Here is a 12127-nt window from a genome sequence, read left to right as displayed (position 1 = left end):
GGCTTGGAACAGACATGTCCGTCGACACCGACACCGTGAGGCGCATCGCGCGCCTGGCCCGCATCCGCGTGACCGACGAAGACGTGCCGCATCTCCAGGGCGAGCTCAACGCCATCCTCGCCTTCGTCGAGCAGCTCTCGGAGGTGAACGTCGAGGGCGTCGAGCCGATGACCTCGGTCACGCCGATGCGCATCAAGACCCGCGAGGACGGCGTCGCCGACGGCGACAAGGCCGACGACATCGTCGCCAACGCCCCTGAGACCGAGGACCATTTCTTCATGGTTCCCAAGGTCGTCGAGTAATCCGCTCCGCCGCCGTCGCAGCCAGTCGCACCAGGGGCACGCCCGTGACCGATCTCACCGACCTCACCCTCGCCGAGGCCCGCGAGGGACTCGCGAAGAAGTCCTTCTCCGCGCGCGAACTGACGCAGGCGCATCTCGACGCCGTGGCGAAGGCGCGCGCGCTCAACGCCTACGTGCTCGAGACGCCCGAGACGGCGCTCGCCATGGCCGACGCCTCCGACGCGCGCCTGGCGAAGGGCGAGGGCGGGCCGCTCGAGGGCCTGCCGATCGGGGTGAAGGACCTGTTCTGCACCGAAGGCGTGCGCGCGACCGCCTGCTCCAGGATCCTCGACGACTTCACGCCTCGCTACGAATCGACCGTGACCGCCAACCTCTGGCGGGCGGGCGCGGTGATGCTGGGCAAGATCAATTGCGACGAGTTCGCCATGGGCTCGTCGAACGAGACGAGCGCCTTCGGTCCCGTCGTGTCGCCCTGGCGCCGCGCCGGCTCGGACGCGAAGCTCGTCCCCGGCGGCTCGTCGGGCGGCTCGGCGGCGGCGGTGTCGGCGCGCCTCGCCCTCGCGGCGACGGCGACGGACACCGGCGGCTCGATCCGCCAGCCCGCCGCCTTCACGGGAACGGTGGGCATCAAGCCGACCTACGGGCGCTGCTCGCGCTGGGGCATCGTCGCGTTCGCCTCCTCGCTCGACCAGGCGGGGCCGATCGCGAAGAGCGTCGAGGACGCGGCGATGATGCTCCAGGCCATGGCCGGCCCGGACGCCAGGGACACGACCTGCGCCGACCTCCCGGTCCCGGACTACCGCGCCGCCGTCTCGCGGGGGGTGAAGGGGCTCAAGATCGGCATCCCGAAGGAATACCGCGTCGACGGCATGCCCGCCGAGATCGAGGCGCTCTGGCGGCAGGGGCAGGACTGGCTGCGCGCGGCGGGCGCCGAGGTCGTGGAGATCTCGCTGCCGCACACCAAGTACGCTCTCCCGGCCTACTACATCGTCGCGCCGGCGGAAGCCTCCTCCAACCTCGCGCGCTACGACGGCGTGCGCTACGGCCTGCGCGTTCCCGGTCGCGACATCACCGACATGTACGAGCAGACCCGCGCCGAGGGCTTCGGCCGCGAGGTGAAGCGGCGCATCATGATCGGCACCTACGTGCTCTCGGCGGGCTACTACGACGCCTACTACCTGCGCGCCCAGAAGATCCGCACGCTGATCAAGCGCGACTTCGAGGAGGCCTACGCGGCGGGCGTCGACGCCATCCTCACCCCCGCGACGCCGTCGGCCGCCTTCGGCATCGGCGAGAAGGGCTCGGGCGACCCCGTCGAGATGTACTTGAACGACATCTTCACGGTCACCGTGAACATGGCGGGCCTGCCGGGTATCTCCGTTCCGGCCGGCTTCGACGCGCAGGGCCTGCCGCTCGGCCTCCAGCTGATCGGCCGCGCCTTCGACGAGGAGACCCTCTTCGCCACGGGTCGGGTGATCGAGGATGCGGCCGGACGCGTGACCTATCCGCAGCCCTGGTGGGGGTGAGCGCCGGGCTCGAGGTCGCGCTCGCCGAGGCGGTGGCGACCGTCTTCTGGATCGGGCACGCCGGGCCGGCGCGCGTCGCCCTCGCGGTGCTGGCGACGGCACCGCTGCTGTGGTGGGCACAGCGCCTCTCCGTCGCCGCGCGCGCGACGATCGGCGTCGTTCTGCTCGCCCTCGGCCTGTGGGCGAGCGCGACCTGGGGGGAGGCGACGGGGCTTTCCGACGACGGGCGGATCGTGATCGACGAGGTCGTGGGCGCGGCCCTCGTCCTGTTCGCGCTGCGGCCGAAGCGTCTTTCCGTGGCCGCGTTCCTGCTCGTGGCCTACGTGACGATCGATCGGATCAAGCCCTGGCCGGTGGACCGCATCGAGGCGATCCCCGGCGCGATCGGCGTCATGGCCGACGACCTCGCGGCGGCGGCGATCCTGATCGTCGCGGCCATGCTCGTGCGCGCGCTTCTGCGGCGCCTCGCATGATGGCGCGAGGGCGCTCAGCCTGCTAGGACGCGGGCGCGTTCGCGTCCCCCTTCGAGGAGCCTCCCGCCGTGGAAACCCCGTCCGTCGCCGCCGCCGTCTGGCTCATGGCCGCCTTCGACCCGATCCTGATCGTGGTCGCGGCGTATTTCGGCTGGAAGGCGGATCAGGCGGGCAAGCTCGTCGTCGCGGTGATCGCCGCACTGACGGCGGCGGTCCTCGCCGCCTGGGCGATCACGAGCCTCGGCCTCCCCTGGATCGCCCCCGTCGGCGGCGACCACCCCTCGCTGCTGCCGGTGCGCACGGTGGCGGCGCTGGTCTGGTCGAGCGCGGCCTACGGGATCCGGCGGATGCGGGCGGGCTGAGGCCGAGGATGATCGCCGGCACCTCCCCCGGGTGGGGGCGGTGTACCTGCGGGCCGGGTGGGCGCCGGCTCAAGGGGCGCGGGGAGTGAGCCTGTGGATCATGCCCTCGTCCACGGCGGCGTAGAGGCTGCCGTCGGGGCCGAGCACCACGGAACGGAACCGGCCCGCCTCCATCGGCAGCGTCATCTCGGTGACGTCCACGACGGAGGTGCCCGCCTCGTCGAGCGTGATCACGTCGATGCGCTGGCCGATCGGCGTGCCGCCGAAGCCGATGCCCATGATGCCGACGACCAGGGCGTTCTCCCAGTCGCCCCACGCCTCGCCCTCGAGGAAGGCGGCGGCCGCGGTGCCCTGGGACCAGCCGTTGTTGTCCCAGATCGGCGGCATGGCGTCCGGGTAGGTCGCGAAGTCCGTCATCGGCATGAAGGCGGCGCGCTCGAAGCGGTTCATGCCCTCCATCTGGTCGGGCATGTAGCCGCAATAGTCGTCCGGGCAGTCGCCACGGCCGGCCATGTTCGGGCGCGGATCCCAGCCGCCGTTGCCGCCGTTCTCGAGCACGGTGATCTCGTCTGAATGCCAGGGGCCGTGCTCGGCGATGATCGCGACGCCGGTCACCGGGTGGAAGGCGATGCCCTGCACGTTGCGGTGCCCGTAGGTGTAGGTGCGCGGGTCGAAGCCCTCGGGCGGGGCGTTGCCGGGGGCGGCGTTCCCGTCGGTGTCGATGCGCAGGACCTTGGAGCCCATGATGGTGGGGCTCTGCGGAATCGTGCCGTCGTGGTTGTCACCGGTCGTGACGTAGAGATGGCCGTCCTGCGGGCCGAAGCGGATGCGCCCTCCGTTGTGGGTGCCCGTCCCGCCGAAGGGATGGTCGGTCGGTTGCGTCTTGAAGGGGATGTCGTCGACGATGTCGGTGCGGTCCGATACGCCGGCGAGGTCCGCGTCGACGGTGAGCCGCAGCACGCGGTTCGTCGGCGGGTCGGAGCGACGCGAGGCCGCGAAGACGTAAATGCGGCGGTTCTCCGCGAAGTCAGGATCGAGGGCGACGCCGTTCATGCCGGCCTGACCCTCGCAGAAGAGGTCGTCGGCCGTGGCCGCGTAGCCCTCGCCCTCCGGCATGCCGAGGAGCGCGTTCACCTCCCCGGAGGGCAGGCGCACGGACAGCCCCTCGCAGAACTCGGTGAAGAACATCGTGCCGTCCTCCAGGAACGCCATGTCCCAGGGGATGGCGAGCCCGTCGAGCACGACCTCGTGCCGGAGGCTCGTCGTGTTCATGCCGCTCTGCGCGAGGGCGGGGGAGCCGCAGGCGACGGCGCCTGCGATCAGGGCCGCGAGCGACGTCGCGGGGGCGGTGCGTGGCCGATGGCGCATGGTGTCCTCCCGATTGTCTCGTCGACTGACGCGCCCGGGTCGGCTCGGCGGTGACGTATCCTGCGTGGCGACGCCGATCCCGCGCACGCCCGGCGCGAAGGGGAGGAGGTAGGGCGGCCGTCGGCGGGGGAAATACCGGCCTCGACGTGGCGTGCTCGCTCACGGTGGAGGCGATGAGGGGGCCGAGGATCGCGACGGCGGCCCGGCGCGCCCATCGGGTGTTGCCCCAAAACCACAGCTTGAATCGGTTTTGCCAAAGCACTGCGGCCCGCCGTCGAAAACGACAGCGAGGATCTTGCCGCCAGAATGGGCATGCGGTACTATTCAGAACGTGGAGTTGCCGGCATGCAGCTCCACGTAGCCCGGATGCGGGCTCCCTTCTTGGGCGTTTCCTCCCTAGACTCAGGGCCGCTCCCGCGGCCCTTTTTTTGGCCACGGCGTGCGCCTTCGTCTCGGCGCAGGGAAGCTAGCCTAGCGTTTTTCCGGAATCAAGAGGCGCACGCGCGCTCGACGCCCCGAATCGCCTCAATTCGGCGCCGGCCCGGCGATCTCGTCTGCGATTCGCCGGGCGAGGGCGGCTCGCGCCTCCTCCGGCAGCGCCCGCCAGAGCGCCTGCGCCCGCGCGGCGTCGTCTCCGGCCTCCGCGATCAGGCCGGCGAGGGAGTTCCGGTCGAGCCCGCTCGCGGCGGGCGCGGCGGGGGCCGGCGCATGCTGCGAGGCGATCGGCGCGGCGCGCGGGACCGAAGGCGCGCCGGGCGCGTCGGCGCCGTCCTCGCGCACGGGCGAGAACCAGAAGATCGTCGCGATGACGGCGAGCGTGCGCACGAGCGGCATGACCATTCCCCGGCAGTCGCTCCCTCGATCGCCCCGCGCGGGTGAAGAGAGCGTTGCCGCGCGCCCCGCCGGTCGCGGACATGGTGAACGCCGCCGTGCGGGCGTGCGGGCATGGGACGCCGCGCCGGGCCGGCGTTAACCACGCGTTCGGCATACCGCCGACCCGTCCGGCGTCCGACCCGTTCGCCTTAGGTTTCGTTTAAGCGGGGGCTGCGACAGTCCCCGCCAACGAGGACAGGGAGCGGCGCAAGCGCCGTCGTGGGCGGACGTGTTCGGGTCCATCAGCGTTCGAGCGATAGAGGCGCGCCTGGGCGAGCTCGTGCACGAGCGGGTCCGCGGCGACTCGGCCGAGCGCGATCGGCACGCGCGGTTCATCGTCTCGCGCATCCTCATGGGCGCCGCCGCGCTCGTCTTCGCGCCGATCTACCTCGCCCTGCGCGGTCCCGCCTCGGTGCAGGAATACGTGGCCTTCCTCTTCCTCGCCTCGCCGCTCCTCGCCGGCGTGACGCTCGCCTGGACGGGGCGCCTCACGCTGGCGCACACCATCTCCGCCTCCGGCTTCGCCGGGCTGATCGTCTGCTTCGCCAACGCCTCGGGCGGCCTCGCCTCGGCGGCGACGATCTGGCTCGTCGCGGTGCCGCTGGAGGCGCTCGTCACCGGCTCGCGCAGGGCGGCGGTGAGCGCGACCATCGTCGCGACGCTCGCGGTCATCGCGCTCGCGGTGCTCGACGCCATGGGCGCGCCGCTGCACACGATTTCCTGGCCCGCCACGCTGTCGGCACCCATCTTCGCCCTCTTCGCCATCGCCCACGCCGGCTCGCTCGTGCTCGCGGTCTCCCGGGCGCGCGACGCCAGCTTCGACGCGATGCGCCGGCGCGACGCGCGCGACCGCTCGCTGCTGCAGGTCATCGACGATCTCGTCGTCTGGCACGACGCGCACGGCCACGTGCTCTCCGCCAGCGCGGCGGCGATGAAGCTCGTCGGCGCGCCCTCGGCCGCGCTCGAGGACCGCGGGCTGTTCTCGCGCGTCCACGTGCAGGACCGGCCGGCCTACCTCAAGGCGCTGAGCGACGCCGCCGCCGGCTCGGCCCCGGTCACCGCGCAATTCCGGCTGCACTACGGCGACGCGCTGGCCGGCGAGGCCGGGCGGGTGGTCTGGGCGGAGATGCGGGCCTACCGGGTCGAGACGGCGGACGACCGCGCCAAGGTCGTCTCGATCCTGCGCGACGTCACCGCCCAGAAGAGCCACGAGTGCGACCTCGAGCGCGCCCGCGCCGAGGCCGAGCGGGCGGGCGCGGTGAAGGCGCGCTTCCTCGCCACCGTCAGCCACGAGCTGCGCACGCCGCTCAACGCCATCATCGGCTTCTCGGAGATCCTCTCCACGGACACGATGGCCGGTGTCGGGCCCGAGCAGCGCCGCGGCTACGCGAAGATCATCCACGACTCGGGCCATCACCTGCTCGAGGTCGTCAACTCCCTCCTCGACATGTCGCAGATCGAGACCGGGAACTTCGAGTTCGCCCCCGCCCCCTTCGACGTGGCGCCCCTGGTCGAGGGCTGCATCGACCTGATGCGGCTCAAGGCGGAGGCCGCCGGCGTGCGCCTCGGGTTCGCCGTCGAGCCGGGCATGCCCGAACTCGTGGCGGATCGGCGCGCCTGCCGGCAGATCCTGATCAACCTCGTCTCGAACGCGGTGAAGTTCACGCCGGCGGGCGGTCGGGTCCAGGTGGCGGTCAGGCGCCGTGCCGGCATGATGGCGATCGTCGTTTCCGACACGGGCATCGGCGTGCCCGAGGCAGCGCTCGCCAAGCTCGGCGACCCGTTCTTCCAGGTTCACGCCGCCTACGACCGTCCCCACGAGGGCACCGGGCTCGGCCTGTCGGTCGTGCGCGGCCTCGTCGGCCTCCACGGTGGCACGCTCGCCATCGAGAGCGCGCCGGGCGAGGGCATGACTGTGACGGTCGAGCTGCCCCTGTTCGGGCGCTGCGCCAAGTCCGGCGACGAGGGCGGGCGTGCCGCCGCGCCGATCCCGATCACCGTCCGCTCCCGCGGGCGCAAGCCGATCGCCTCCGACGAGGCCGCGCCGGGGATCGCGAGACCCGACGACAACACCGACGACGAGGAGCTGAAGCGCAGTGCCTGAGGTCATGGCGGCCCGTTCCGGACGCGACATCACGACGAGGAGCGCGCCCGTGCGGCGGCGCGCGAGCGGCTTCGAGACGCGGGCGCGGCGCTCGCCGCTGGCGGAGGCGGCGCGGCGGATCCTCGCGCGGCCGGGCCGGCTGGTGGCCGGCGCGCTGTTCGCATCCGTCGCCGGGTACATCACGCTGAACGCGCTCGCGTTCCAGACGGCGCGCCACCCCGCGCCACTCTTCGCCGAGCCGTCCCGCATCGTCGCGGCCCCCGCGCCGCGCGCCGTCGCCGTTCCGCCGCCCGCGGCCGCGCCGGCACCGAGCCTCACCGTGGAGCTCGGCCCCGCGCCGCTGCCCCCGGCGCGTGCGCCGATCGCCGCTGCGCCCGCGCCGCCGCCCGCGCCGGCGTTCTCGCGCGACGACGACCCGATCGGGGCGCTCATCCGCGGCGGCGACACGACGACCACCGCCTCGCTGGGCGTACCCGCGCCGGACCTCCGCGTCGCGGCCGTGCAGGAAGCGCTCGTGGCGCTCGGCCACGGCCCGATGACGGTCGACGGCCTGTTCGGCCCCGCGACCCGCGCCGCGCTCGAGAGCTTCGAGCGTGCCGAGGGCCTGCCGGTGACGGGCGCGCTCGACGGCGCTACGCTGCGGGTCCTGGCGATGCGCTCGGGCGTGGAGATCGACTGATCGATCCGCGCCGCGGCTGGCGCCCACACTCGGCGGAAGGCCGGGAGAGCCCGGGGGATCGTATGCGCCTCACGTCGGACTTCGTCGTCTCCGCCCTGATCCGGCAGGCCGGGATCGAGGCCGTGCCCGCGGTGCTGCGCCGGCGCGGCGCCGCGGAGGCGGGGGCGATCTTCGTCAAGGTCGACCGGCTCGACGGCACCGCCGACCTCTACGGACCCGCGCCCCAGGCGCTCCTCGAGACGGAGGACGAGGGCGAGCGTCGGTTCGCCCCGGTGCTCGCGGGTGCGACGCCGCTCGACGTCGAGGAGCGGATGCGCAAGGAGATCCGCTTCGACCCGGATCTCTGGCTCGTCGAGATCGACGACCGTCTCGGCCGGCCCTTCGTGCCGCTCGCACGCGACACGCGCTGATCCGCGCACGACGAGGCCGGCGGTCCCGAAGGACCGCCGGCCGTATCGTCGTCGCTGCGTGCCGATCAATCGCCGAAGCGCATGTCGACCTGCTGGCCGCGCTCGATGCGGCGCGAATCGGGATAGCGGGTCTCGAGGTCGTCCATCTGCTCGATGTCGTCCTCGGTCACGCCGCGGATGAGGAGCTGGTCGCCCTGCATCGAGATGCGCTCGAGCGGGAAGGCCGCCTCGTCCTCGCCGATGCCGAGGAAGCCGCCGGTGCTGATCACCACGAGGAATTCCTCGTTGGGCGTCATCACGATGCGATCGACGTCGCCGATCTCCTCGCCACGGAAGTTGTACACCGTCTCGCCCTCCAGCTCGTCGATGGCGACCGGGCGGGTCTCGGCGGAGATGGCACCCGTGGCCTCGACCCGCTCGTTCGGATCGACGAGCCTCTCGCGGCTGAGCGCGGTGCGCTCCTGGTCGGCCTGCATGCCGGCCTGATCACGCTGGCGCTCCTCGCCGGCGCGCATCTGCGCCTGCTCGTCGCCCTGCATGCGCTCGTAGCGGACCGTCGGCTGCCCCTGCGCCTGCAGGAACTCGACCTGCGGCTCGCCGGTGCGCTCGAATGTCACCTCGGGACGGCCCTGGCTCGTCGCGACCTGTGCCTCGCCCTGGTCCTCGATGGTGACCTGGGCTTCCGACTGCTCGACCGCGACGGCGGCCTGCTGATCCGGCTGCTGAACGTTCACGGTCGGCTCGCCCTGGCGCACCATGACCTCGGGCTGGCCCTGGGCCACGTCGACCTGCGGATCGGGCATGCGCACGATGATCTCGGGCTGCGGCTGCTCGATCGTCACCCGCGGCGGCGCCTGGCGGACCAGGATCTGCGGGTTCTGCTGACGCACGGTGACTTCCGGCTCGGCCGGGTTCACCATCACCTGCGGCGTGGGCTGCTCGATGCGCAGGCGCGGCGCGGTACGCTCGACGGTGATCTCGGCACCCTCGGCCTGCGCCATCCGCTCGCGATCCTGGCTCATGCGACCCTCGGTCTCGCCTTCCATGGCGAGGACGAGCACCTGCTCGAGCTCGGCGGCCTGGAACGCGCCGCCCTCGGCCTCCGTCGCGGAGCGCAGCTGGGCGACCTCGTCGCGGGTGATGTCCTGGACATGGAGACCGCCGTCTCGCAGGACGATGGCCTGCGTCGGCAGCAGGCGGTTCTGCCCGCCCTGGACGGCGACGACGGCGTAGCTCTGGCCGGAGCGACCGATCACGATCTGCTCGACGGTTCCGATCCGCTCGCCATTGGCGCCGACGAGCGGCTGGCCGCGCATCTGCTGGGCGGTGACGCGGCCCTGCTGGCCCTGCGTCTGGCCCGTCTGGGCCTGTGTCGTCTGCTGCTGCTGGCCGGGCTGCTGGTTCTGCTGCGTCTGGGCCATGAGAGCTGCGGGCGCGAGGGCGGTAGACCCCACGAGCGCAGCGAGGAACATGCGTTTCATCGCTGGCATCCTTTCGTGTCTGCCGGGTTTGGCTGCCCCGGAAACACGTCACGACCGGATCGGTTCCTCGTTCCGATATGAATAGAGATGATTCCTAGAAGATTAGCTTCTTGTTTGCACAGGGTTCCGCTTAAGCTCAGTAAGATCAAAGCGAGGAAATCAATCTCAAAACGAAGCGTGACAACTCAGGAAGCGCGACTGTTATCGCGCTCTCGCTTGTCCGCTCGTGGTGCGAAAACTCGGCTGAAGCGGGACCGGTGGCGTGCGTCGGCACCGAGCACGGGAACATGCGCGCCGGCGCTCCCCTGCGCCCCGATCCGCACGCCGTGTACCGCCTCGACGATCCGTGCCGCGACCGAGCGCGGCACGCCGCGCACGAGACCGACCAGCCGATGGACGATCGCCACGGAGCGGGCGATTGCGGGGTCGAGCGTGAGGAAGACGCGGATCGTCTCCTCCTCGCCGAGCCCGGCCGCGCGCAGCGCAAGCGCGAGGAGATCGTGTCGCGCCGGCTCGTGGAAGCGCCAGTCCGGCGCGGTCTCGAGCGCGAGCGCGGCGGCGAGGGCGGAGCCGAAGCCCGGGCGATCGCCCCGGTCGGCCGCGGCGACGAGCGCGGCGACGGCCTCCGCCGACGGACGCGGGCGCATCGCCGGGTGCGCGTGCGGACGCGGCGCGGCGGCGAGGCGCACGAGGAGGCGCGTGCGCATCGGCTCGTCGGCTCGCGCGTAGAGGCTCGCGGCATCGTCCGCCGGGAGGTCGTCGCGCGCGAGTAGCGCGCGGGCGAGGCGGGTGCGGTCGTCGTGGTCGCGTGCCCGGTCGACGAGCGTCGCGAGCGCGTGGCCGCCGAGCGGTGCGTGCGGGTTCTCGGCCAGCGCCAGGTCGACGGCGGGGCCGTCGCGCGCGACGAGGCGGGCGACCGCGTCGGGGGAGAGGTCGTCGCCGCGCGCGCGGGCGAGCGCCGGGAGGGGTGCGATCGGGTCGGCCTGCGCGCCGCCGTCGGATTCTGGATCGGGCGCGTCCGGCGCCAGCGCCGCGACGAGCCGCGCCGCCTCGCCTCCGCACGCGGCGAGCGCCCGGAGCACCGCGTCGGGCGTCTCGGGGAGCGCGACGACACGGCGCGCCACGTGCGCGGCGGTGTCGTGGTCCGCCCTCGGCAGGAGCCGGGTCGCCAGCTCCGCGAACGCCGCCGCCTCGTCGGCCCGCCGCCGCGACGTCGCGAACAGGTCCGCCTGGACCCGCAGGAGCACCGGCGCGATCGCGCCGCCGTCGCGCGCGAGCGCGGAGAGCCGGGCGAGATCCTCGTCGAGGGGCGGGGGCGGCGGGGTCATGCGGGCGATCGGCGCGAGGGCGAGATCCGTCGGATACGCGAGATCGCGTAAAGGGCGCGTTAACCGTGGCGCCCCTCCGCAGCGGCGCGTCGGGAGCGCCATTCGGCGCGCACCTGCGCGTCGCTCTCGGCGTCGATGCGGGCGGCGCGCAGGGCGGCGAAGTCCTCCGGGGGCAGGAGACGACCGAGCGCCCACACCGCCATCCCGCGGACCAGCGGCGCGGCGTCGTCGAGCCGCTCGCGGGCGACGGCGGCCAGCGCCGGCTCCCCGCTGTTGCCGACGGCGATCATGACGTTGCGCACGAAGCGGTCGCGCCCCGTCCGCTTGATCGGCGTGCCGGCGAAGAGCGCGCGGAAGGCGGCGTCGTCGAGGCGGGCGAGATCGGCGAGCGGCAGCGCCGCGAGGTCGCGGCGGGCGGCGAGCTTGCGCTCGCGCGCCGCGTGGGCGAACTTGTTCCAGGGGCACACCGCGAGGCAATCGTCGCAGCCGTAGACGCGGTTGCCGATGCCCTCCCGCAGGTCCGCCGGGATCGGCCCCGCGTGCTCGATCGTCAGGTAGGAGATGCAGCGGCGCGAATCGAGCACCCAGGGCGCGGGGAAGGCGTTCGTCGGGCAGGCGTCGAGGCAGCGGCGACAGGAGCCGCAATGGTCGCCCTCCGGCGCGTCGACCGGAAGCTCGACGGTGGTGAAGATCGCCCCCAGGAAGAGCCAATTGCCGAGCACGCGCGAGATCAGCACCGTGTGCTTGCCCTGCCAGCCGAGCCCCGCGGCCTGCGCGAGCGGCTTCTCCATGACGGGTGCCGTGTCGACGAAGACCTTGACCTCCGCGCCGCCCCGCGAGGCCAGCACTCCGGCGAGCTCCTTGAGCCGCCCCTTGATCACGTCGTGGTAGTCGCGCCCCTGCGCGTAGACCGAGATCGCCGCGCTCGTGCGCCGGCGAACCGCCTCCAGCGGGTCCTCGTCGGGCCCGTAGTTCATGCCGAGCATGACGATGGACCGCACCTGCGGCCACAGCGCCCGCGGGTCGGCGCGACGCTCGGCCGTCTCGGCCATCCAGCCCATCGTGCCCTGATGCCCCGCCTCGAGCCAGGCCGCGAGGCGCGGGCCGAGATCCGGCACGGCGTCGGGGCGCGTCACCGCGAGCGCGTCGAACCCCAGCGCGCGGGCGCGCTCGGTCAGGTCCCGCTTGAGGCGTTCGGGGCTCGGGCGTTCGGGTCTCAGA

12 protein-coding genes are annotated in these 12127 nt (G+C 72.9%); 7 read left to right on the top strand and 5 right to left on the bottom strand.

What is annotated here, in order from left to right; translation table 11 throughout:
• The first annotated feature begins 14 nt into the window (after positions 1 to 14).
• The 4 genes from gatC to AB9M23_RS15635 all read left to right on the top strand — a co-directional run bounded on the left by gatC (position 15) and on the right by AB9M23_RS15635 (position 2663).
• A complete protein-coding gene (gene gatC, locus AB9M23_RS15650; RefSeq protein ID WP_372425496.1) occupies positions 15 to 302 on the top strand; it encodes an Asp-tRNA(Asn)/Glu-tRNA(Gln) amidotransferase subunit GatC in 288 nt (95 codons plus the stop codon).
• 44 nt (positions 303 to 346) lie between these two features.
• The gene (gatA, locus tag AB9M23_RS15645) at positions 347 to 1828 is read left to right on the top strand and encodes an Asp-tRNA(Asn)/Glu-tRNA(Gln) amidotransferase subunit GatA (protein WP_372425495.1); all 1482 of its coding nucleotides are present in this window, start codon (positions 347 to 349) and stop codon (positions 1826 to 1828) included.
• Complete coding sequence (locus AB9M23_RS15640; protein ID WP_372425494.1) at positions 1825 to 2301, top strand: phosphatidylglycerophosphatase A; 477 nt, start codon at positions 1825 to 1827, stop codon at positions 2299 to 2301. The genes gatA and AB9M23_RS15640 overlap by 4 nt, the downstream gene beginning before the upstream one ends.
• Positions 2302 to 2369: 68 nt before the next feature.
• Positions 2370 to 2663: a hypothetical protein gene (locus AB9M23_RS15635; RefSeq protein WP_372425493.1), complete on the top strand. Its 294-nt coding sequence runs from the start codon at positions 2370 to 2372 to the stop codon at positions 2661 to 2663.
• A gap of 69 nt (positions 2664 to 2732) precedes the next feature.
• Here the strand turns inward: AB9M23_RS15635 and AB9M23_RS15630 are convergent, their stop codons facing one another.
• Both AB9M23_RS15630 and AB9M23_RS15625 read right to left on the bottom strand, forming a co-directional pair.
• A complete protein-coding gene (locus AB9M23_RS15630) occupies positions 2733 to 4031 on the bottom strand; it encodes a PQQ-dependent sugar dehydrogenase (protein WP_372425492.1) in 1299 nt (432 codons plus the stop codon).
• Between the two features lie 525 nt (positions 4032 to 4556).
• The gene (locus AB9M23_RS15625; protein WP_372425491.1) at positions 4557 to 4871 is read right to left on the bottom strand and encodes a hypothetical protein; all 315 of its coding nucleotides are present in this window, start codon (positions 4869 to 4871) and stop codon (positions 4557 to 4559) included.
• 313 nt (positions 4872 to 5184) lie between these two features.
• On the opposite strand from AB9M23_RS15625, the gene AB9M23_RS15620 reads away from it, so the two are divergent.
• The 3 genes from AB9M23_RS15620 to AB9M23_RS15610 all read left to right on the top strand — a co-directional run bounded on the left by AB9M23_RS15620 (position 5185) and on the right by AB9M23_RS15610 (position 8097).
• Positions 5185 to 7008, top strand: a complete 1824-nt coding sequence (locus tag AB9M23_RS15620) for a sensor histidine kinase (RefSeq protein WP_372425490.1) — start codon at positions 5185 to 5187, stop codon at positions 7006 to 7008.
• 49 nt (positions 7009 to 7057) lie between these two features.
• Positions 7058 to 7687, top strand: a complete 630-nt coding sequence (locus tag AB9M23_RS15615; RefSeq protein ID WP_372425489.1) for a peptidoglycan-binding domain-containing protein — start codon at positions 7058 to 7060, stop codon at positions 7685 to 7687.
• A 62-nt stretch (positions 7688 to 7749) separates the two neighbouring features.
• On the top strand, positions 7750 to 8097 hold the full coding sequence (locus tag AB9M23_RS15610) for a DUF1491 family protein (RefSeq protein ID WP_372425488.1): 348 nt from the start codon (positions 7750 to 7752) through the stop codon (positions 8095 to 8097).
• A gap of 65 nt (positions 8098 to 8162) precedes the next feature.
• On the opposite strand, the gene AB9M23_RS15605 is transcribed toward AB9M23_RS15610, so the two are convergent.
• The 3 genes from AB9M23_RS15605 to queG all read right to left on the bottom strand — a co-directional run bounded on the left by AB9M23_RS15605 (position 8163) and on the right by queG (position 12126).
• The gene (locus AB9M23_RS15605; RefSeq protein WP_372425487.1) at positions 8163 to 9578 is read right to left on the bottom strand and encodes a PRC-barrel domain-containing protein; all 1416 of its coding nucleotides are present in this window, start codon (positions 9576 to 9578) and stop codon (positions 8163 to 8165) included.
• Between the two features lie 185 nt (positions 9579 to 9763).
• Positions 9764 to 10906, bottom strand: coding sequence for a DUF2336 domain-containing protein (locus AB9M23_RS15600; protein ID WP_372425486.1), 1143 nt, complete (start codon positions 10904 to 10906; stop codon positions 9764 to 9766).
• A gap of 59 nt (positions 10907 to 10965) precedes the next feature.
• Complete coding sequence (gene queG / locus AB9M23_RS15595; protein ID WP_372425567.1) at positions 10966 to 12126, bottom strand: tRNA epoxyqueuosine(34) reductase QueG; 1161 nt, start codon at positions 12124 to 12126, stop codon at positions 10966 to 10968.
• Between the last annotated feature and the right edge of the window lies 1 nt (position 12127).

This window comes from Salinarimonas chemoclinalis, assembly GCF_041514305.1.
In the GTDB taxonomy this organism is placed as follows: Bacteria; Pseudomonadota; Alphaproteobacteria; order Rhizobiales; family Beijerinckiaceae; genus Salinarimonas; species Salinarimonas chemoclinalis.
The sequence above is the reverse complement of the archived record's forward strand: the minus strand, read 5'-3'. Positions and strand labels throughout refer to the sequence as shown.